This is a genomic window from Kitasatospora sp. NPDC059812 (genome assembly GCF_042732075.1).
Taxonomy (GTDB): domain Bacteria; phylum Actinomycetota; class Actinomycetes; order Streptomycetales; family Streptomycetaceae; genus Kitasatospora.
This window is the reverse complement of record NZ_JBHWIO010000004.1, coordinates 93,346-112,954: the sequence shown is the minus strand read 5'-3', so window position 1 is coordinate 112,954 and position 19,609 is coordinate 93,346. Positions and strand designations below refer to the sequence as shown.

Here is a 19,609-nt window from a genome sequence, read left to right as displayed (position 1 = left end):
GGGATGCACAAGGTCACCAGCGGCGGCGCGTGGTGGGGCCGGGTCTCCCAGTGGTGGGCCGCCCCCGGCGGGGCCGGGGGGGTGGGGGACGGCCGCGCCCCCCCCCCGCCCGGCGATGCCGCCCGCGCCGTGGAGCCGCCGGGCTGCTCGATCCGGGTTACTGGAGTGCGGCGGCGGCGTGGGGGCCGGCGGCGGGCGGGGCGAAGTGCATGCCCTCGGCGACCAGGGCGGTGAGGTCGAGGTAGGCGCGGCGGGTCTTGGGGCGCAGCTTGGCCGGGTCGAACTCCCCGCCCAGAGCCAGGTGTTCGTCGAAGGGGAGGACCACGACGCCGCGGCAGCGGTTCTCGAAGTGGGCGACGAGTTCCTCCACCCGGATCGTCCGGCCGCTGCTGCGGACGCTGGAGATCAGGGTCACGCTGCGCTGCGCCAGCGAGCCGTAGCCGTTGGTGTACAGCCACTCCAGGGTGGCGTCGGCGCTGCTCGCGCCGTCGATGCTGGTGGTGGCGGTGATGACCAGCTGGTCGGCGAGGTCGAGGACGGCGCGCATGGAGCTGTGCAGCAGGCCGGTGCCGCAGTCGGCGAGGATGATCGGGTACTGCCGGGCGAGCAGGTCGACGAGCCGCCGGTAGTGCTCGCCGCTGAAGCTGTTGGCGATCGCCGGGTCCGAGTCGTTGGCCAGGACCTCCAGCCCGCTGGGGGTGAGCGAGGTGAAGCGGCGGACGTCCATGTAGCCGGTGATGGTGGCCTCGGCGGCGAGCATGTCGTGGACGGTGGCCCCGGTCTCCCGGTGGACCCGCTTGCTGAGGGTGCCGGTGTCCGGGTTGGCGTCGACGGCGACCACCTTGTCGGCGCGGATCTCGGCGAGGACGGAGCCGAGCGCCAGGGTCGTCGAGGTCTTGCCGACACCGCCCTTGAGGCCGATCACCGCGATCCGGAAGGAGCGGTGCAGCGGGGTGCGGATGGCCGCCGTCAGCCGTTCCCGTTCCCGTTCCCGCTCTCCCCGGCCGAGGCCCAGGCCGGCGGGCAGGCCCAGGGTGCGGCGGCCCCGCCGTGCGGCGGGGGCCTGCGGCGGCGCGGAGTGCGGGGCTTGTGGGGCAGGCATGGCCGGTAGGGCAGGCATGGCCGGTAGGGCCGGTAGGGCCGGAAGTTCGGCCTGGGGGAGCTGCGGCAGCAGGGTGAACGGCTCCGGGGGCAGCGCGGCCGGGGCCGGCCGCGCCTGCGGGGGCACCAGGACCGTCCCGAGCACATCCAGTGGCTGCTGCCAGTCCGGCCCGGCGAGGTGTCCGGCGGGCGGCGCGGCGCTCGGCCCGGCAGCGGGGACGGCGCTCGGCGTGGCGCTCGGCCCGGAACTGGGGATGGCGGGCGGCGCGGCACTCGGCGCGGCACTGGGGATGGCGCTCGGGATGGTCGCCGTTGCGACGGCCAGGGCGCCGGCCGCCGGGAGGACGGGGCCGTAGTCGGGGGCGAGGTCCCAGTCCGGGCCCTGCGTCAGACGGTGCACCCGCCCGGTGTGCGTGTGGTCGGCCGCCATGTGTTCGCCTCCTGCTCGCCGTGTCGGCCCTGTCTGGTGCACCGGATTCCGGCGCCCCCCGCGCCGGCCGGGTACGGGGCCGTCCGATCGGTTCAACGGCCCGGGCCGGGAGCACCGTTCAACGGGAGCGCGGGACGCTGCGGCCCACTCGCGTCCCACCCCCCTCGGGAATGGGCTCCCGGCCGTGCGCGGCCCAGCACGGCCCGGTGGAGCCGGGCGATGTCTACGGACGACGGCCCGGTTCCGGTTCACCCGGCGCCGTCGCCGGGGCAGGGTGAACCGCCCCCGGCGGACGGCCCGTTGAGCGGGTCGGGGCGCGCACTGTGCCTCCCCCGCGCTTGGAGGACCTGATGGGCACCACCCCCCACCGCATCGGCCGCCCGGCCTGCACCCCCGAGCACCGGCCGGTCGGCTAGGTCCTCTCGTTCGGGCCTCGTCGCCGGCCGAACCGGTGTGCGGGCGGCAGCTGAGCGGCAGCTGCCCGGCCGTACCGGAAAACCCTCTGCTGGACCGGCTGTCAGTAGATACCGTCTTCGGATGGCACTCGATGCGGAACGAGTGCCATGCAGGAGCAGCCGGCGTGACTCCCGTGGGACGGGATGGGGGAGGGACAACGATGGATCCGGACGGGCCGGACGTGCGCGAGGTCGTCGCGGCGCTGGTACGGCAGGAGGAGCCGAGCAGGCCCGGGCCGCCCGCGCTGGTGGTGCCCGAGGGCACGGCGGAGGAGGTGACCGCCGCCGCCCGGCGGCTCGCCCTGCGGGCGCTGCCGACCGAGCGGTGGAGGCCGGAGCCCGCACCGGGGCTGCGGGAGCTGGCGGCGGCGCTGGTGGTCGACGAGCACCCCTCGGCACCGGCCTGGTCGGCGGTGGAGCGGGAGCAGCTGGCGACCTGGGTCGCAGTGTTGATCGAGCATCGGGGGGAGGACGGGGTCCAGGAGTTGGTGCGCGTGCTCAACGAGGCCTGAGGGGCGGCCTGGTGGCCACGGGATGGGCGCTGGATGGCCGCGAGATGTCCGGGATGTGGCCGTACGGAGTCCTGGCCTGCGGCCCGGCCGTGCGGGGCCCGGGCGTTGGCGGATCGTTGGTGCGGCCTTGGCGGCTGCGGGCAGTCTGCTGCTTGTAGCCGCCGGGGAAGTCCGGTCGGTGTGTCGCCCTGCCCTTGCCCGATCTGAGAGGCCGCGCGTGTCGAAGCAGCCCGTCGCCCAGCCCACGTCCGTCGCCCAGCCGCCCGTCGGCCCGCCGGCCGGCACGGACCCGTCGGCCACCACGGGATCCGCCCCCGCGCCCGGCACGCCGAAGGCGGCCCGCCCGACCCTCGACCCGGACACGCTCGCCGAGATCCACCGGCTGCACGGCGGCTACCTGCTGCGCGCGCTGCTGCGTGCCACCGGCGGCGACCGGGGCAAGGCCGAGGACATCCTCCAGGAGACCCTGCTGCGCGCCTGGCAGCACCCCGAGGCGCTGGCGGCCGGTGCCGAGCAGAGCCGTCCCTGGCTGTTCACGGTGGCCCGGCGGATCGCGATCGACCACTACCGGATGGCCGCCGCCCGCGCCAAGGAGGTGATCGGCGAGCCGCTGGAGGACCGTCCGCTCGCCGAGGACCCGTACGAGCAGGTGGTCGTCGCCCGGGACATCGCGCTGGCCCTGCGCCGGGTGCAGAAGCACCACCGCGAGGTGCTGGTCGAACTGCACCTGCGGGACCGCTCGGTGGTGGAGGCGGCGGCCCGGCTCGGGGTGCCGCCGGGGACGGTCAAGTCCCGCAACTTCTACGCGATCCGGGCGCTGCGCCCGGTCCTCGCGGCGGAGCACGGCTACGGCCCGGCCGACGGCCGCGGCCAGGCGGCCGCGCTCGACCGCTCGGGTGCCGCCGTCTCGCGCTGACCGCTGACCGCTGACCGGCCTCTGGTGGCCGGTCAGTGCCGGCGTGGCGAGCGCGAGTTCAGCGACTCCTCCAGGCTGGTGGTGAACTCGCTCTGCACCCCGGCCAGTTGATCATGGATGCGGAAGCGGTCGAGCGCCGAGCGCAGCCGGTCCAGGGCCTCCGGTTCACGGCCCCGGCTCAGCAGGTAGGCGGCGTGCGACTGTTCGGCGATGGCCTGGAGGTAGAGCAGGCCCGCCTCCTCGCAGCCGGCCAGCAGCCGGTGCCAGGCCAGGTCGACGGTCTCGCTGCGCCCGTGCGGGGGCAGGGTGTGCGCCTCGGTCAGCATCGACCAGAGATGGATCGAGGTGACCGGGCGGGCGGGCAGCAGCTCCCTGGCCTCCCGGGCCTGCCGCAGCGCGCCCTGCCGGTCCCCGGCCAGCAGGCTCACCCAGCTGTGGTGGACCAGGGCGACGGCCAGCGGCCGGGGGTCGCCGGATTCCACGGCCAGCGCGGCCGAGCCGGATGCCAGCCGGGCGGCCTCGGTCGCGCTGCCCAGGATCGCGGTGATCAGCGACTGGGTGGCGAGCGCGCGGGCGTACGCGGCGCGGCCCGCGGGCCCGGTCGCGGCCTCGCCGGCGGCCACCGCCCGGCGCGCCGCCTCGGCCGCCTCCTGACGGCGCTCCAGCCCGAGCAGCGCGTTCGCCCGGGAGCCGTGCAACTGGGCGGCGGCCAGCTCGTCGCCGCACCGCTCGGCGGCCCGGACGCCCGCGCGCAGACAGCCCAGCCAGTCGGTGAACCGGCTGGAGCCGTAGTACAGCGGGCCGGCGGCCTGGGCCAGCCGCCAGACCCGGTCCGGGTCGTCGGCGGTGCCGGTGATCAGCGCGCGGATCGCGGGCTCCTCGGCCTGGAACCAGTCCAGTGCGGCGCGGATGCCGTCGGCCGGCGGCAGGGCCCGCGGCGGGTGGACGAGCGTGTCGAAACCGTCCTGGCCCGGCTCGATGAACTCGCCGCCCTGCCGTAGCGCCGCCTGGTAGTAGTCCAGCAGCCGCTCCCGGGCGAGGCGTCGGCGAGGCTCGGGCTGCTCGGCGAGCAGCCCGGCGCTGAACAGCCGGACCAGCTCGGCGCGGCCGTAGCGCCCGGGCGCCGCACCGGTGAGCAGGTGGTGGGCGGCGAGTTCGCCGAGCGACCGGCGGGCGGTGGCCGGGTCGGTGCCGAGCACGGCGGCACTGGTCAGGGTGTCCACCTCCCGGCCCGGGTGGGCGGCCAGGAGGGTGAGCAGCTCGGCGGCACCGGGGGAGAGGCGGCGGTACGTCAGGAGGAGTTCGGTGGTGACGCCGGTCGCGCCGTCGGCGTCCAGGACGGGCAGCCTGGTCTGCTCGTCGGCGAGTTCGGCGACCAGTTCGGCGATCGTCCAGTCCGGGCGGGTGGCCAGCCGGGCCGCGGCGATCCGCAGCGCCAGCGGCAGGTGGTCGCAGAGCCCGGCCAGTTCGGCGGCGGCGGCCGGTTCGGCCCGCAGCCGGTCGGGGCTGAGCGCGCGCTCCAGCAATCGCAGCGAGTCGTCCTGGGGCAGCGGGGGCAGCCGCAGCAGGGCCGCACCGTCGGCGGCCACCAGCCCCTCCAGCGAGCCGCGGCTGGTCACCACGGCGGCGCAGCCGGGCCCCTGCGGCAGCAGGTCGGCGACCTGGTCGGCATCGGCGGCGTCGTCCAGGACCACCAGCAGGCGTCGCCCCCTGGTCCGGTCGCGGTACAGCGCGGCCCGGCCGTCCCGGTCCTCGGGGACGGCGCCCTCGGAGACCCCGAGGGCCCGCAGGAAGCCGCCGAGGGCGGCCTCCGGGTCGGCCGGGCCGGCCGGGTCGAGGCCCCGCAGGTCGGCGAACAGCTGCCCGTCCGGGAAGTGCGGGGCGCGGCGGTGCGCCCAGGCGGTGACCAGCGCGCTCTTGCCGGCCCCGGCCGGTCCGACCACCAGGGCCAGGCCGTCACCGGCGCGCTCCGGTCCGCACTCGCCGTCCAGCCAGCGGCCCTCGCCGTCCCGGCCGACGAAGTCGACCGGGCGGCGCGGGAGTTGACGGGGCACCCGGGGCGCGGCCGGAGGAGTCGCCGAGCGGGCCGGGGCCGGCTGCCCGGCCCGGCCCCCGGACAGCACCTCGGCGAGCGCCGCCTGGAGCGCCGTGCCGGGCCGGATCCCCAGCTCGCGGTCCAGCCGCACCCGGGCCTGGTGGTAGGCGGACAGCGCGTCCGCCGGCCGCCCGGCCTGGTGCAGGCAGCGCATCAGCAGCGCCACCAGCTCCTCGCGCAGCCCGTCCGTCCGCACGTGCTGCTCCAGGGCCGGCACCGCCGCCACCCCGCTGCCCTGGCGCAGCCGCAGCCCGGCCCAGCTGAGCACGGCGGCGGTGCGGGCCTGCTCCAGCTGGTCGACCACGGCCGCGCGCACGGCGGTGTCGGGCAGGTCGGCCAGGGCCTCGCCGCGCCACAGCCGCAACGCCTGTTCCAGCAGCGCGATCGCCTGCGCGTCCGCCGTGGCGCAGCCGAGTCCGGCCTGTTCGGCGGCCTGGTCGGTCAGCGCCTCGAAGCGCAGCGCGTCCACCTCCTCGGCCGGACCGGCCAGCAGGTAGCCGGACGAGCGGGTGTGCAGCACGAACGGGGTGTCGGCGATCGCCTTGCGCAGCGCCGCCACGTGCCCCTGCAAGGCGGCCCGGGCGCTGGCCGGCGGCCGCTCGCCCCACAGCAGCTCGCAGAAGCCGTCCACCCCGACCACCCGGCCCAGCCGCAACGCGAGCAGCGCCAGGATCGCCCTGCGCTGCGCCCCCGGCAGCGAGGCGAAGCCGTCCGCCCCGGCCCGCAGCTCCACCGGGCCGAGGAGCCGAATCCGCACCAGTACCCCCACTTCACCCCACGACGGGCAGGGCGTCCCCCCGCCCCATTGATGTCCCGGGCGTGCCCCGGGGTGGAGCAGTGTAGTGCCCTGAAGTGTCCTGTTCGCGCCAGATCGCCCGCTCCCCGGGCGCCACCGGGTGGCGGCGCCCGGCGCAACGGACGCCGAGCCCGGGCCCTGCGGAACCCGCGGGGCCCGCGTTCGACCCGACAAGATCCACAAATCCCGAGCAGACCCCATCCGGCCGCGTGCACGTGACCGGACCAGGCCTATCCTCTGACGACGCCGGGAAGACGCCGGAGGTTGTCGTCGGCGGCGGATCCGATCGGCGACAGGGGAGGAGAGGGCCGCATGCACATCGACCTGCTCGGGCCGGTCGCCGTACGACGGGACGACGGGACGACGGTCACACCCTCGGCCCCCAAACGCCGCGCGCTGCTGAGCACCCTCGCCATCCGGCTCAACCAGACCGTCGGCACCGACGAGCTGATCGAGCTGGTCTGGGACGGCGACGCGCCCCCCACCGCCCGCGCCGCGCTCCAGGGGCACGTCGCGGCCCTGCGCCAACTGCTCGACTGCCCCGGGCTCACCCTGGGCACCCGCGGCGCCGGCTACCTGCTGGCCGGCGACCCCGACCGGGTGGACCTGCTGCACTTCCGCGGGCTCTGCGACCGGGCGGGCGTGCTGCGGCCCGCCCCGGCCGCGCCCGCCGCGAGCACCGAGCCCGAGCCGCACGATCCGGCCGTGCCCCTGCTGCGCGCCGCCCTGGACCTGTTCCGCGGCCCGGCCCTCGTCGACTGCGGGTCCGTCCTGCTGCGCGAGCGCACCCTGCCGCACGTCACCGACCTGCGGCTGCGCGCCCTGGACCGGCTCGCCGAGGGCCTGCTCGGGGCCGGCCGCGGCGGCGAGCTGGCCGCCGAGCTGGCCGAGGCGGCGGCCGCCCACCCGACCCGGCAGACGCTGGCCGCCCGGCTGGTCCGCTGCCTCGACCAGGCCGGCCGCCGGGACGAGGCGGCGGCCTGGTACGACCGGGCGGTGGCCCGGCTCTCCGGCCCGCCCGGCCCGGAGCTGCGCCACGCCGGTGAGCGGTCGGCGGACGGCCCCGAGCGGGACGGGCCGCCCAGACCCGCCCGGCTTCCGAGGCGCGGTGCGCCGGACCGCAGGTTCACCGGCCGGTCGGCCGAATTCGCCCGGCTCGACGAGGCCCTGGCCGCCGCCGTCCGGTCCGGCCACCCGATCCTGGTCACCGGACCGGCCGGGGTCGGCAAGACCAGCCTGGTCCAGCACTGGTTGCAGCGGTCCGCCGAGCACTTCCCCGACGGAGTCCTGCACGCCGAGCTGGGCGGCTTCGACCCGGCCGGGCCCCGCGAACCCGCCGACGTGCTGGCCGGGTTCCTGCTCGCCCTCGGCGAGCCGGCGGGAGCCCTGCCCGCCTCGCCCGAGGAGCGGGAGCAGCGCTACCGGGAACTGCTGGCCGGCCGCCGGCTGCTGATCGTGCTGGACGACGCGCGCTCGTACGAGCAGCTCGCCCCGCTGCTGCCCGACCCGCCCCCGCCGGGGGACGGGCCGGCCTGGGGCGGGGACCCCGGGGACGGGGACGGGGACGGGGACACCGGCACCCCCGGCACCCCCGTCGTCGTCGTCACCAGCCGCAGCCGGCTGCGCGACCTGCTGGTCCGGGACGGCGGCATCCCGCTCCCGCTGGGCGTGCTCGGCGCCGAGGACGCGGCCGAACTGCTCGCCCGGACCCTCGGCCCGGCCCGGGTCGCCGCCGAACCGCAGGCGGCCGCCGACCTCGCCGCGGCCTGCGACCACCTGCCGCTCGCCCTGCGGCTGGCCGCCGCCCGGCTGGCCGCCCGCCCCGGCTGGACCCTGGGCGACCTGGCCGCGGAACTCGCCGACGAGCAGACCGGCCTCGCCACCCTGGCCGGCACCGACCGCGGCCCGATCGGCGTCACCACCGCCCTGGACCACACCTACCGCACCCTGCCGCCCGCCCCCGCCCGGCTGTTCACCCTGCTCGGCCTGCACCCCGGCGCGGTGATCGACACCGCCACCGCCGCCGCGCTCGCCGACCTGCCGCCCGCCACCACCCGCACCCTGCTGACCCGCCTCGACGCCGTCCACCTGCTGGAGGAGACCACGCCCGGCCGCTACGCCCGGCGCGAGCTGGTCCGGCGCTACGCGGCCGGGCAGGCCGCCGAACTCACCTGCGACGACCGGTTCGTCGCCCTCGACCGGCTGATCGCCCACTACCTCGCGGTCACCGCGGCCTGGACCACCGGAGGCTGGACCACCGCGGCCTGGACGCCCGAGGGCGGCGGCGCGGCCCCGGCGGACGCGGCCGCCTGGTTCCGCCGCGAGGAGAGCGCCCTGCGCGCGGTGGTGGTCTGCGCCGAGCAGTTCGGCCGGACCGCCGAATCCTGGCAGCTCGCCCACCGGATAGGCCTGCTGTACGAGACCACCGGCCACGACCGGACGCACTGGCGCGCCGTCACCGAGGCCGGCCTGCGCGCCGCCCACGGCTGCGCGGACCAGGCGGCCGTCGCCCGGCTGGCCACCGACCTCGCCGTCCTGCACGTGGACCGCGCCGCCCACCGCACCGCCGTCCAGCAGCTGGAACGGGCCGTGGCCGCCGCCGACCGGGCCGGCGACCAACTGCTGCGCCACCACTGCCGGGCCCGGGTGGCCGGTGCACTGCTGCGGGCCGGCCGCTACGACCAGGCCCTGCCGCTGATGACCGACCTGGTGAGCGCCGCCCGTACCCCGGCCGTCGGCGACCTGCTCGTCCGCGCGCTCACCGACCTCGCCGACGCGCTGGTCCTGGCCGGCGCCCCCGGCCCGGCCCTGGTCCACGCCGACGAGGCCGTCCGGGTCGCCACCACCCGTTCCGGCGTCGAGGCCGTCCTCGCCACCCAGAGCCGGGCCCGCGCCCTGCAGGCGCTCGGCCGCCGCGACGCCGCCCTGTCCACGGCCCGACTCGCCGTCGCCCTGGGCCGCACGGTCGGCGACACCGGGTTGGAGTCCCGCACCCACGGCCTGCTGGCGGACCTGCTGTGCGAACTGGGCCGTACCACCGAGGGGGCCGTCGCCAGACGGCAGGCCCGGGCCCTGGCGGCGGGGGAGCGCTGACGGTGCGCCGCCCCGCCGCCGCAGCAGCCCCGTCCCGCCCGTCCTGCTCGCCCTGCCCGTCCCGCTCGCCCTGTTCGTCCCGTCCGATCGGCGCAACCACAGGCGGAACTATGGGCAGAACCAGTGCGCGCGGCCGTCCCGCCAGCGAGTGGGACGCCGCGGCCCGCACCGGGGTGCCCGGCGCCTGAGCTGGGCGCTCGATGCTGGGAAAGAGCTGGGTGCGAGGCATACTTCTGCCCGGGAATACTTCTGCCTGGGACGGTCGATCAGGCACAACGTCTGGCAGAAGTAACGGCGCTAGCAGGGGCGGGACATGACGGCTGTGAGCGGCACGGGAACGGGCACGGACTCCGAGGGGGCCGGCGACTTCGGCCGCCTGCTGGCCGGGCACCGGGTGGCGGCGGGCCTGACCCAGGAGGAGCTCGCCGCGGCGGCCGGCGTCAGCCTGCGCGCCGTCGGGGACATGGAGCGCGGCCGCACCCGCGGGCCGCAGCGGCGTACCGTCCGGGCCCTGGCCGAGACGCTGGGCCTGGACGCCCCGCAAACCGCCGCGCTGGACCGGGCCGCCCAGTGCGGCCGCCCCCGGGGGACCAGGCCGGTGTCGGCCGCCGCCCCCACCCGTGGACCGGCCGCCCCCGCCCCCGCTCACGCCCCTGCCCCCGCCGGACCGGCCGAGACCGGGGACGCCGCGCCCGCCGCCCCGCTCGTGCCCGGCGCCCTCGCGCTGCCTCGCGACATCGCCGACTTCACCGCCCGCGAGGGCGCCCTCGCCCTGCTGGCCGAGCTGGCCGAGGACGACCGGCCCGCCCACCCCCGGGTGGTGCTGATCAGCGGTCAGCCCGGTCTGGGCAAGACCGCCTTCGCCCTGCACGCCGCCCACACCCTGGCCCCCTTCTTCCCCGACGGGCAGCTCTCGCTCGACCTCGGCGGCATGGCCGCCACCCCGCTCTCCGCCCGCGACGCGCTCGGCCAGGTGCTGCGCGCCCTGGGCGTCGCCGACAACGCCGTGCCCGCCGGGACGGAGGAGCGGGCCGGCCTCTACCGGGCCCTGGTGCGCGAGCGCCGGCTCGTCCTGGTCCTGGACAACGTCGCCGACGAGAGCCAGGTGCGCCCGCTGCTGCCCGGCTCCGGGCCCGCCGTGACCCTGGTGACCAGCCGCAACGCCCTGCCCGGACTGGAGTCGGTGCTCCGCCTGCGGCTGGACGCCCTGGCCCCGGGCGAGGCCGCCGACCTGCTGGCCCGGATCGCCGGCCGCGAGCGGATCGACGCGGCGCCCGACGCCACCGCCGAACTGGCCCGGCTCTGCGGCTACCTGCCGCTCGCGCTGCGCATCGCCGGGCAGCGGCTGGTGGCCCGCCCGCAGCAGCCGGTCAGCCACCTGGTGCGCCAACTGGCCGCCGAGGAACACCGGTTGGACCTGCTGGAAACCGGGGACCTGGCCGTCCGCCCGGCCTTCGCGCTCTCCTACCGGCGGCTGCCGGCCGAATCCCAGCTGGTGCTGCGCCGCTCCGCACTGACCGCCGGGCACGACTTCACCGCCGCCGTCGCCGCCGCCTACGCGGGCCTGCCGCCCGGCCGGACCGAACTCGTCCTGGAGCAGCTGATCGACGCCGGGCTGGTGCAACTCGCCACCCCGGAGCGCTACCGGCTGCACGACCTGGTCCGGCTCTACGCGGGCGAGCGGCTCGACGCCGACGAGGGCCCCGAGGCGGTGGCGCAGGCCCGGGCCAGGGCCGGTGACTGGCTGCTGAACCGGGCCGCCGAGTACGGCCTGCGGTTCGACCCGGACCACGCGGCGGCGGACCCCGACGCCGACCCCGACGCCGACGCGGACCGGACCGGCCCCCCGGTGCCGCTCACCGAGGCGGCGCGCTGGCTGGAGGAGGAGCACCCGGAGTGGCTGGCCGCCCTCCACCAGGCCTTCGCCGCCGGCCGGCACCGGGAGGTGATCGACACCGCCGAAGCCATGCACTGGTTCTCCGACCGGCTGCTGAGCTGGGACATCTGGGCCGAGGTCTTCCAGCTGTCGGTCGACGCGGCCCGCGCCTGCGGCGACCAACTGGCCGAGGCCGTCCACGTCAACTACCTGGCGTGGACGTACGTCACCTGCCTGCACCGCTACCAGCGCGGCATCGACCTGGCCAACGAGGGGCTGGAACTGGCCCGCCGGATCGGCGCCCGGGAGCAGGAGGGCTGGGCGCTGACCTACCTCGCGGCGGGCCTTCGGCACCTGCACCGGCACCGGGAGGCCATCGACGCCTACCACCGGGCCGCGGACGCCTTCGCCGCCGTCAACAGCCGCGCCGGCTGGATCGGCCGGCTGGTCACGCTGCGCGGTGCGGCCAACTGCCTGCGCGACTCGGGCCGGGCCGAGGAGGCGGTGGAGTCCCGCCGGCGCGCGCTGGCCGGCGCGCTGGAGCTGGTGGAGCGCTGGTCCTCGCCGCTGATGCACCTGGCGGCGGCCATGACGGCCCACGAACTCGGCCTGGACCGCGCCGCGCTGGGGCGCTGGCCGGCCGCCGAGAAGGCCTACCGGCAGGCCCTGACCCACTACGAGGAGGTCGGCCGGCCGGACAGCATGACCAAGACCCTCACCGAGCTCGGCACCGCCCTGATCGAGCAGGGCCGCGCCGAGGAGGCCCGCGAACTCCTCACCGAGGCGCTCACCGACCTCAGCGCGGACGGCCCCCGGCAGGGGCGGCGCCGGACGGGGTGAGGCCCGCGCTGGCGAAGGCCCGGAGCCTCGGGCCCGGGGCCCGAAACGCGCACGCCCGCACGGCGGGTGGGCCGTGCGGGCGCGTGAGCGGCGGACTGTGCGGGTCGGTCAGATCCGGGTGTCCTCGACCACCGGCAGCGAGTGGTTCTCGGCGAAGGCGCTCGGGGCGAACGAGTTCCGCGGCGCGACGGCCGGCTTCTTGCCGCAGAAGGCCGGCTCCAGCGCGTTCATCAGGCCCTGCGTCACGGAGCCGTTGTTGGAGGCGTTGGCGAACACGACGACGGAGCGCTTGCCGTCCGGGGTGGCGAACGACTGGGTCTGGAAGCCCTGGACGATGCCGCCGTGGCCGTACACGTCGCCGCAGGACAGCGAGATGCGGCGCAGCCCGAGGCCGTAGCTGATCTTGGCGGTGGGGGTGGCCAGGGCGGCCGTCATCTGCTTCAGCGAGTCGTCCGAGACCAGCCCGCCGGAGCTGCCCGCCATCAGCGCGGTGAGGAAGTGGTCGAGGTCGGCGGCGTCGGAGATGACCGCGCCGGCCGTCCACACCCAGGAGCCGGTCTGCTGGGTGGAGTCCAGCAGCGGCTTGCTGCGGTTGTCGTTGGTGAGGTAGCCGGTGACGTGGGCGCCCTGGATCTCCTGGTCGGGCACGACGAAGGAGGTCTTGCTCAGGCCCAGCGGCTCGATGATCCGCTCGCGCAGGACGTCCTCGTAGGGGCGGCCGGTGAGGTGCTCGACCGCGAGGCCCATCAGGACGAAGTCGGTGTTGGAGTAGGAGTACCGGCTGCCGGGCGTGTACTGCTGGCCGTGCTTGACGGACATCGCCACCAGGTCGCGCGGCGCGTACACGTTGGTGCGGATGCGCGCCTCGAAGGCGCTGGTGGTCTCCTCGCCGGCCTGCTCCAGCAGGTCGTTGGTGTGGTCGTAGATCCCGGCGCGGTGCTCCATGACCTGGCGGCCCGTCATGGTCCAGGTGTCCGGCAGGGTGCCGGCCGGCAGGTAGTCGCGCAGCGGCTTGTCGAGGTCGATCAGGCCCTGCTCCGCCAGCTGCATCACGAGAACGGCGTTGAACATCTTGCTGTTGCTGCCGACCCGGAACCTCCACGAGGAGTTCATCGGGGTGCCGTCCAGGTCGGCCTTGCCGACGGCCAGCGACCGGGTGGACTCGGCGTCGCCGTGGTCGCGGATCACCGCGAAGGCGCCCGGGGCGCCCGCGTCGGTGGTGGCCTGGAGGGCGGCGCGCACCGCGGCCGTGTCCGGGGTGGGCGCGCTGGTGGTGCCCTGGTCGGCGGCCACGGCCTGCGCGGCTCCGGTCGCCAGCAGGACGACACCCGCGGCCGCCACCGCGAGCGGACGCAGAAGGCTGATCTTCGCCATGATCCTCTGTTCTCTCACTCGGCTGACGCGGCGTCCGGCCACGTCCTCGAAGATCCACTATCACCGGCGGGGCCGGTGGCTGGCAAAGTGAACCGGATCGGCCGCACCATCCGTTTCCCGACCCGGGGTCAAGGTTTTACCTGCTGTCGTCTACCCGCGTCGACCGATCCACCCGATGCTGTTCGGGCGCCTCGCGCGTGCTCCCGCACCTTCGCCCAGGCCTTCCCCCCTCACCGATCGTGGAGTTCCGCATGCCCCTGGCCACCTCCGCGCGCCGGGCCGGCGCGCTGCTGCTCGCCGCCGCCGGCCTGATACCGCTGTCCGGCACCGCCCAGGCCGCCACCGCCGCCACCGCCGCCACGTACACGCCGATCGTGTTCCCGGACCAGGACCACGGCGTCGTCTACGACCTCATCAACTCGGCCACCCGCTCCGTCGACGTGACCATGTACGAGCTGCGCGACACCACCGCCGTCAACGCCCTGATCGGCCGCCGGCGGGCCGGCCTCACCGTCCGGGTGATCCTCGACGGCCGGCACACCTCGGTCAACGGCGCCGCCTACTCGGCCCTGCGGGCCGCCGGCGTCGGGGTGACGTACTCCTCTTCCGCGTTCGTCTACACCCACCAGAAGACCGTCACCGTGGACGGCGCCAAGTCCCTGATCCTGACCGGGAACCTGGACTCCACCTACTACTCCAGCAGCCGCGACTTCGGCGTCGTCGACACCGACGCCAACGACGTCGCCGCGATCGAGCAGGTCTTCGCCGCCGACTACGCCCAGACCTCGATCACCCCCTCCGACGGCGACAACCTGGTCTGGTCGCCCACCGACTCGCAGGCCCGCCTGCTGGACCTGATCAACGGCGCGCAGCACACGCTGGACCTGGAGCAGCTGGAGTTCGGCGACCAGGCCCTGGTGGACGCGGTCGCCGCGGCCGCCGGCCGGGGCGTCACCGTGCGGGTGGTGGGCATGAACCCCTCGTCCTACAGCAGCTACTTCGACCAGGTGGTCACGGCCGGCGGCCAGGTGGTCACCTACTCCTCGACCACGGGCCTGTACATCCACGCCAAGGCGATCGTCGCCGACTACGGCACGCCCTCGGCCAAGGTGTTCGCCGGTTCGGAGAACTTCTCCGACAACTCGCTGAACAACAACCGCGAGCTGGGCCTGATCACCACCGACTCCGGCGTGCTGACCACCGTCGAGTCCACCGCCGCCCGCGACTTCGCCAACGGCACGCCGTACTAGACGCCGTACTAGACCCGTTCGTCACACAGCCCTGATCGAGCGTCCGCGCCAGGGCCGCTCCCTACCCGAGGAATTGTCATGACTTCGTCCACCAAGCACGGCTCCCGCCGCACCGCCACCGCCCTCGGCTCGGTGGCCGCGCTGGTCGCGGCCTCCGCCGGCCTCTGGGCCGCCACCGCCTCCACCGCGCAGGCCGCCGCCCTGCCCGCGCCCGACCACATCGTCGTCGTGGTGATGGAGAACCACGCCTACAACCAGGTCGTCGGCAGCAGCAGCGCCCCCTACCTCAACTCCCTGGCCACCGGCGGCGCCAACCTCACCCAGTCGTTCGGCATCACCCACCCCAGCCAGCCGAACTACTACGCCCTGTTCTCCGGATCCACCCAGGGCGTCACCGACGACAGCTGCGTCTCCGTCGGCGCCCTCCAGGGCCCCAACCTGGCCTCCGAGGTCACCGCCGCCGGCAGGACCTGGGCCAGCTACAACGAGACCCTGCCCGCCCAGGGCAGCACCACGTGCAGCAGCGGCAAGTACGCGCAGAAGCACAACCCCTGGTTCGGCTTCGGCAACGTGCCGCTGAACTCGGCCAGGACCTTCGCCCAGTTCCCGACCGACTACACCACCCTGCCGAACGTCTCCTTCGTCGTACCGAACCTCTGCAGCGACATGCACGACTGCTCGGTCGGCACCGGCGACACCTGGATCAAGAACAACCTCGGCGCCTACGCCACCTGGGCCAAGAGCCACAACAGCCTGCTCGTGGTCACCTTCGACGAGGACAACCGGCTCGCGGGCAACCGCATCCCGACCGTCTTCTACGGCGCCCACGTCACCCCCGGCAGCACCTCCGCCGCCACCTACAACCACTACAACGTGCTGCGCACCCTGGAGGACCTCGCCGGCGCCACCACCCACGCGGGCAACGCGGCCAACGCCGCTGACATCACCGGCATCTGGAACTGAGGCCCGCCGCCCGGCCCTCCACCAGGAGCCGCCCCCCGGACCACCGGCCGCCCCGCCCCCCCCGCGCGGGGCGGGCCCCCCCGCGGGGGGCGACCGGGGCGCGGGGGGCGGCAAGGATGGGGGCGTGCGATTCGATGCCGTGCCGATGCCGGAGCGGGTGGGGGAACGGCCCCGGGACGTCCGGGGCTACCCGGTGCCGGCGATCACGCCCTGGCGTGGCGGCGAGCCGCAGTTCGCGTTGACCGACCACGAGCGCAGCGCGAACTGCGCGCTGGAGCGCCTCTGTTCGGTGTGCGGGGGATTCATGGCCCGGGGCCCGGTGTGGCGCGTGGTCGGGGCGGCGGAGAGCGCGGCGATCGGCGCCGCGCTCGCCGAGGGGCGGCCGTACCGCAACCTCGCGCCGACCATGGAGGGACCGGGCCACCGGGCCTGCATGCTCTACGCGGCGATGGTGTGCCCGTACCTGGCCCGGCCGAACGCCCGGCGCCGGGCTGCGGCGCACGGCGGCGCGGACGAGCTGACGGCGGCCGCCGTGCGCGGGGCGGTGCGGGGCGGCACGGGGGCGGTGGTCGGGTTCGGCGACTACGAGTACGCCGTCACCGAGAGCCGGGTGCTGTTCCGTTTCCTGGATCCGGTCGAGTTCCTGCCGCACGAGTCCGCCGACGAGCAGCTGCCCGCGCTCCGGGCCGAGTTGGCCTCGCGCGGCGGACTTTAGCGGAGGATTTGCACTGTTCCCCCCGTACCGGGCACGAACCAGTGGCAGACTGAGGCGGACATGACCAGTCCTGGATCGGGGGCGGCCGTCCATCAGCGACGGCATCAGGGCACCGACATCGAGGAGCACGTTTCTTGACCACTCACCTCAGGCACGGCACCGGCGCGCGGAAGGTGCTGGCGCTGCTGGCGGCACTGTGCGGGATCGTCGGCCTCACCGCGCTCGGTACGACCCCTGCGGCGGCGGCCGATTCGCGACACGCGATCTACGCCATCGCGCACCGGGTCGACACCCTGGACGGCGTGGACGCCGCGCTCGGCCACGGCGCCAACGCCATCGAGATCGACGTCTGCGCCTGGTGGAACCCGAACGAATGGCGCGCCTACCACGACTGTTCCTCGGCCGGTGAGAACCGCCTGGGCCCCAGCTTCGACAGCATGATCGACCGCATCCTCTCCAACGCCAACGCCGGACGCCGGCTGTCGCTGGTCTGGCTGGACATCAAGGACCCGAACTACTGCGGGGAACAGCCCAACCGCACGTGCAGCGTCGCCGGACTGCGCGACAAGGCGCAGCGGTTGACGGCCGCCGGGATCCAGGTGCTCTACGGCTTCTTCGAGTACCACGGCGGCAACACCCCGGACGTCGGCGGCAGGGGCTGGCAGAGCCTGGAAGGCAAGCTCGGCCCGCTGGAGGGCATCACGTCCACCGGCACCCGCGACCAGGTCCAGGGCGCCTTCAACCGGTCCGGTTCCGGATTCCCGGCCGGTCACCGGGCGATGGACTACGGCGACACCGACATCACCAAGGGCTTCGGCAACTGCACGGAGGCCACCTACAACACGTGCGCGGAGCTGAAGAAGGGCGCCGGGGACCGCGCCGCCGGGCGGCTCGCGGCCACGCTGTCCTGGACGGCCACCTACAACGACCCGTGGTACGTCGACAAGCTGCTCGGCGACGCGGGTGTGGACGGCATCATCGCCGGCTACGGCGCCTTCACCGGCGTGCGCGAGTACGACAACAGCTGGCAGTGCGCCAACGCCATCAACCTCGTCCGTGACTGGGTGAACCGCCACAGCGGCACCCACCGCATGGCCAACAGCGGCGACCGCCTGTTCCGCTAGGCCTGTTCCGCTGGCCTTGTCCGTCCGAAGGGCACCCGCCGTTCCGCCCGCCAGCTGCCTGTGCGGCCGGCGGGCGGGACGGCGTGACGGTCAGCGGGTGACGGTCCACTGCTGCTCGGCGGAGCCGTCGCAGGTCCACACCCCGAGCTCCTTGCCGTCCTCGTGGTAGGTCAGGCAGTCCTGGTCGCTGATCCGGATCACGTACCGGTCGCCCGAGACGTTCTTGACCTCCCACTTCTGCTCCGAAGAGCCCTTCCACCCCTTGGTGTTGGCGAAGTAGGTGCCGGTGTTCTCGCTGAGGTCCCGCCCGAGCGCGTTGGTGATCCGGTAGCGGCCGCCGCCCGCGTCGCGGAACGTCCAGGTGCCGCCCGCGTCGCCCGGCTTCCCGGCGATCACCGTGGCGCCCTCGCCGGAGCCGGTGGCGACGGCGCCGAGGTTGTTGACGGTCCGCAGGTGCACGGGCGTGTTGAGCGCGGGCCGGCCGGAGCCGGAGCCGGTGGGGGTGCCGGTGCCGGGCTTGGTGCCGGGCTCGGCCGGATCGCCGGGCTTGCCGGTGTGGGGAGGCTTGGCCGGCGTGGCGGGCACCCCGGGGTCGTACGGCGTGCCGGGGTCCTGCGGCATCGCGGGGACGATCTGGGTGGCCGGCAGCCCGCCCGGCGCGGGAGTGCCCGGGTCCCTCGGTACGCCGGGGAACGGCATCGGGGAGAAGTTCACGACGCCGTCGGTGTGGTTGTAATGCTGGCCGGCGCTGCCCGTGCCCCTCGGGTACGTCCAGGTGTGCTCGCGGGTGGTCCGGTTGAAGAGGCCGTAGAACCCCCAGTTGCCCCAGCCGCCGTCGAAGCCGTTGGCGAAGCTGCCGCCGCCGGAGAAGATCCAGATCCGGTAGGTCTGGTCCTCGCGCGAGGTCTGGTCGTGGTAGTCGATGTCGTACGTGAAGGCGACGTTCTGGAAGCTCTGCTCGTAGTTGTGGACGTACCAGGGGTCTCCGAAGGCGTTGTCGCCCTTGATGTCGAAGACCATGATGTTGTAGCTGCCGCCGGTCGCCTTGATCAGCATGTCGAGCGTGTCCTGGACGAATTCGCCGCGGGCCCGGTTCTTGGCCTCCGAGGTGTGCTGCGCCGCCTGGATGCACCACACCAGGCTGGTCGAGCCGGGAGTCACCGTGTTGGCGGCGTTGCAGTTCTCCTGGGCCGGGTCGTACGAGCCGTCGGCCATCGCGGGCCCCGCCAGACCCAGGACGGCCACGGCACTCATCCCTGCGGCCAGGGCCGACAGCTTCTTCGTCGAACGCACGTGCTCTCCTTGCGAGTTCTGTGATGGGCGGGACAAAATATGGCATTCCGGTCAGCCGATCAGTGCCACTTTGTCTCGATCCATACGCATCCCTTGCGAAGGCCTGACGCCCGCGGTGCGCCGGCCCGAACCCGTGCGGGCGATTCCCCAAGCCCCTTGTGAAGGACGGATGATCGGGCCGCCCGGGTTCAATGGGCCACGTCCGCCCGTCCCGGCTGTCCTGCGCCCAAGGCCGCCGGCGCGCCCTCACCCGGCGCGGAAGAGTGGAGTGCGGCGCGATGGGCGTGCGGATGCGGCGCCGTGGCAACGGATGTGACCGCTCGGCCCCCGCCCGAGGGGCCGTCCGATGAAAGGACATCCATGCGCCCCGGACGACTCGCCGGCGCAGGCCTGGCGGCGGTGGCACTGACAGCCACCCTCGCCGGTCCCGCCCAGGCCGACAACCTGCCCGAGACCGTGTCCGCCACCGGCTCCCCGAGCGGCGTCACCGCCATCTGCCCCGAGGGCCTGCACCCGGACAACGACTGGATCATCACCAACGGCGACGGCACCCGGCTCGGCGCGAACCAGCGGTGGCAGTGGAGGGACAGTGACGGAGGCAGGGGCATCATCGTCTGGATCGCCCCCTACCTCGACTCGCCGCCCCCGCCCCCCAGCATCAGGCTGACGATCTCCTGCATCTCCTGAGCGCCCGACGGCGGAGGGGGTGCGGCAGCTGCCGCCCCCCCCGGCCCGGGGACTGGGGCGCGGGTGGGGGGGGGGGGGTGGGGGGCGGG

General features: G+C 75.2%; 13 protein-coding genes. 9 read left to right on the top strand and 4 right to left on the bottom strand.

Annotated features, from left to right (window positions below; all coding sequences use genetic code 11):
- Positions 1-157: 157 nt before the first annotated feature.
- The gene (locus tag ACFV6D_RS03525) at positions 158-1,531 is read right to left on the bottom strand and encodes an AAA family ATPase (RefSeq protein ID WP_380558169.1); all 1,374 of its coding nucleotides are present in this window, start codon (positions 1,529-1,531) and stop codon (positions 158-160) included.
- Positions 1,532-2,147: 616 nt separating this feature from the next.
- Here ACFV6D_RS03525 and ACFV6D_RS03520 point away from each other — a divergent pair.
- Positions 2,148-2,498, top strand: coding sequence for a hypothetical protein (locus ACFV6D_RS03520; protein ID WP_063350555.1), 351 nt, complete (start codon positions 2,148-2,150; stop codon positions 2,496-2,498).
- A gap of 217 nt (positions 2,499-2,715) precedes the next feature.
- The gene (locus ACFV6D_RS03515; RefSeq protein ID WP_063350556.1) at positions 2,716-3,414 is read left to right on the top strand and encodes a sigma-70 family RNA polymerase sigma factor; all 699 of its coding nucleotides are present in this window, start codon (positions 2,716-2,718) and stop codon (positions 3,412-3,414) included.
- Between the two features lie 32 nt (positions 3,415-3,446).
- Here the strand turns inward: ACFV6D_RS03515 and ACFV6D_RS03510 are convergent, their stop codons facing one another.
- Entirely contained in the window at positions 3,447-6,266 is a 2,820-nt protein-coding gene (locus ACFV6D_RS03510) for a BTAD domain-containing putative transcriptional regulator (protein ID WP_380558166.1), read from the bottom strand.
- A 351-nt stretch (positions 6,267-6,617) separates the two neighbouring features.
- Between ACFV6D_RS03510 and ACFV6D_RS03505 the strand changes: the two genes are divergently transcribed.
- Both ACFV6D_RS03505 and ACFV6D_RS03500 read left to right on the top strand, forming a co-directional pair.
- The gene (locus ACFV6D_RS03505; protein WP_380346154.1) at positions 6,618-9,398 is read left to right on the top strand and encodes a BTAD domain-containing putative transcriptional regulator; all 2,781 of its coding nucleotides are present in this window, start codon (positions 6,618-6,620) and stop codon (positions 9,396-9,398) included.
- 313 nt (positions 9,399-9,711) lie between these two features.
- Positions 9,712-12,114 carry an ATP-binding protein gene (locus ACFV6D_RS03500; protein WP_380346156.1) on the top strand — a complete coding sequence of 801 codons (2,403 nt, stop codon included), beginning with the start codon at positions 9,712-9,714 and terminating at the stop codon, positions 12,112-12,114.
- Between the two features lie 108 nt (positions 12,115-12,222).
- Here ACFV6D_RS03500 and ACFV6D_RS03495 read toward each other — a convergent pair whose 3' ends face one another.
- Positions 12,223-13,488 carry a serine hydrolase domain-containing protein gene (locus tag ACFV6D_RS03495; protein ID WP_363373590.1) on the bottom strand — a complete coding sequence of 422 codons (1,266 nt, stop codon included), beginning with the start codon at positions 13,486-13,488 and terminating at the stop codon, positions 12,223-12,225.
- 251 nt (positions 13,489-13,739) lie between these two features.
- Here ACFV6D_RS03495 and ACFV6D_RS03490 point away from each other — a divergent pair, with 251 nt between their 5' ends.
- The 4 genes from ACFV6D_RS03490 to ACFV6D_RS03475 all read left to right on the top strand — a co-directional run bounded on the left by ACFV6D_RS03490 (position 13,740) and on the right by ACFV6D_RS03475 (position 17,540).
- Positions 13,740-14,738: a phospholipase D-like domain-containing protein gene (locus tag ACFV6D_RS03490; RefSeq protein WP_380346158.1), complete on the top strand. Its 999-nt coding sequence runs from the start codon at positions 13,740-13,742 to the stop codon at positions 14,736-14,738.
- 78 nt (positions 14,739-14,816) lie between these two features.
- The gene (locus ACFV6D_RS03485) at positions 14,817-15,701 is read left to right on the top strand and encodes an alkaline phosphatase family protein (RefSeq protein WP_063350562.1); all 885 of its coding nucleotides are present in this window, start codon (positions 14,817-14,819) and stop codon (positions 15,699-15,701) included.
- A 124-nt stretch (positions 15,702-15,825) separates the two neighbouring features.
- Positions 15,826-16,416: a hypothetical protein gene (locus tag ACFV6D_RS03480; RefSeq protein WP_380369942.1), complete on the top strand. Its 591-nt coding sequence runs from the start codon at positions 15,826-15,828 to the stop codon at positions 16,414-16,416.
- Between the two features lie 134 nt (positions 16,417-16,550).
- Positions 16,551-17,540, top strand: coding sequence for a hypothetical protein (locus ACFV6D_RS03475; protein WP_063350563.1), 990 nt, complete (start codon positions 16,551-16,553; stop codon positions 17,538-17,540).
- Positions 17,541-17,630: 90 nt separating this feature from the next.
- Here the strand turns inward: ACFV6D_RS03475 and ACFV6D_RS03470 are convergent, their stop codons facing one another.
- A complete protein-coding gene (locus ACFV6D_RS03470) occupies positions 17,631-18,833 on the bottom strand; it encodes a hypothetical protein (RefSeq protein ID WP_380346166.1) in 1,203 nt (400 codons plus the stop codon).
- A gap of 360 nt (positions 18,834-19,193) precedes the next feature.
- On the opposite strand from ACFV6D_RS03470, the gene ACFV6D_RS03465 reads away from it, so the two are divergent.
- On the top strand, positions 19,194-19,520 hold the full coding sequence (locus ACFV6D_RS03465; protein ID WP_063350564.1) for a hypothetical protein: 327 nt from the start codon (positions 19,194-19,196) through the stop codon (positions 19,518-19,520).
- Positions 19,521-19,609: the final 89 nt, after the last annotated feature.

Coding starts and splice junctions, on each gene's coding strand:
- ACFV6D_RS03490 (WP_380346158.1), top strand. CDS start 13,740: ATGCCCCTGGCCACCTCCGCGCGCCGGGCCGGCGCGCTGCTGCTCGCC.
- ACFV6D_RS03495 (WP_363373590.1), bottom strand. CDS start 13,488: ATGGCGAAGATCAGCCTTCTGCGTCCGCTCGCGGTGGCGGCCGCGGGT.
- ACFV6D_RS03505 (WP_380346154.1), top strand. CDS start 6,618: ATGCACATCGACCTGCTCGGGCCGGTCGCCGTACGACGGGACGACGGG.
- ACFV6D_RS03465 (WP_063350564.1), top strand. CDS start 19,194: ATGCGCCCCGGACGACTCGCCGGCGCAGGCCTGGCGGCGGTGGCACTG.
- ACFV6D_RS03525 (WP_380558169.1), bottom strand. CDS start 1,531: ATGGCGGCCGACCACACGCACACCGGGCGGGTGCACCGTCTGACGCAG.
- ACFV6D_RS03485 (WP_063350562.1), top strand. CDS start 14,817: ATGACTTCGTCCACCAAGCACGGCTCCCGCCGCACCGCCACCGCCCTC.
- ACFV6D_RS03500 (WP_380346156.1), top strand. CDS start 9,712: ATGACGGCTGTGAGCGGCACGGGAACGGGCACGGACTCCGAGGGGGCC.
- ACFV6D_RS03520 (WP_063350555.1), top strand. CDS start 2,148: ATGGATCCGGACGGGCCGGACGTGCGCGAGGTCGTCGCGGCGCTGGTA.